This window comes from Paenibacillus sp. OV219 (assembly GCF_900110075.1).
Lineage (GTDB): Bacteria > Bacillota > Bacilli > Paenibacillales > Paenibacillaceae > Paenibacillus_Z.
In genome coordinates, this window is record NZ_FOCJ01000037.1 from 1 (window position 1) to 1,053 (window position 1,053).

The window sequence follows — 1,053 nt, forward strand, 5'->3', positions numbered from 1 at the left end:
ATTGGGGTGAAGTCGTAACAAGGTAGCCGTATCGGAAGGTGCGGCTGGATCACCTCCTTTCTAAGGATATACCTGATCACGATGATGATCAGATAGCATCGCAAGATGCACAACCGACAGGTTCGCTCATGTTCAGTTTTGAAGGAATAAATCCTTCAACAACTAAAAAGTTTTGCTGGTTGTTTTTTTTCTGCCTACAAAACAAAAAAAACATCCGTTTGGTAATAATGGCGAAGGGGAACCACGCGTACCCATCTCGAACACGACCGTTAAGCCCTTCAGCGCCGATGGTACTTGGACCGCAGGGTCCTGGAAGAGTAGGACGTTGCCAAGCGGGTGCTATAAGCACTTCAAAGTTTTGATGGATGTGTCTTTTCTTGAAGCAATTCAGGAAGCAGATGCGTTCAGAAAAACACTAGCACCTTGAAAACTGGATATGAAATTTGCGAAATATCTCTTAGCTGAGATTAACGAAAAATACAGCATCGTTAACACGATTGCTGCAAGCGAAGGTTTTGTCTTTTGACTGCCTTTGGTACGAAGCGTAAGCGCCGACAGTTCGAATGAGAACGACTTTGGTCGAAGACCACGGGAGAGATCATCGAATCTGGCGGGACTGAAGCGGCGGCACCAACGGAAGCTCAAACAGACACTCTAAACCGGAGCAAAGGTTAAGCTACTAAGAGCGCACGGAGGATGCCTAGGCGCTAGGAGCCGAAGAAGGACGTGGCGAACGACGAAATGCCTCGGGGAGCCGTAAGCAGGCTTTGATCCGGGGATGTCCGAATGGGGAAACCCGGCTGGAGTAATGTCCAGTCACTCATAACTGAATACATAGGTTATGTAGAGGCAGACCAGGGGAACTGAAACATCTAAGTACCCTGAGGAAGAGAAAACAATAGTGATTCCGTCAGTAGCGGCGAGCGAACGCGGATTAGCCCAAACCAAGGAGCTTGCTTCTTGGGGTTGTAGGGCGTCTCACATGGAGTTACAAAGGTGTTGGTTAGGCGAAGAGGTCTGGAAAGGCCCGCTAGAAGAGGTAAAAGCCCTGTA

General features: G+C 48.5%; 3 rRNA genes. All 3 read left to right on the forward strand.

Features of this window, described 5'->3' with window-relative positions:
• Positions 1-60, forward strand: a 16S ribosomal RNA gene (locus BMY11_RS28355); the annotation flags it as partial.
• 157 nt (positions 61-217) lie between these two features.
• Positions 218-334 (forward strand): 5S ribosomal RNA (rrf, locus tag BMY11_RS28360).
• Positions 335-669: 335 nt separating this feature from the next.
• Positions 670-1,053: ribosomal RNA gene (locus tag BMY11_RS28365) — 23S ribosomal RNA — on the forward strand; the annotation flags it as partial.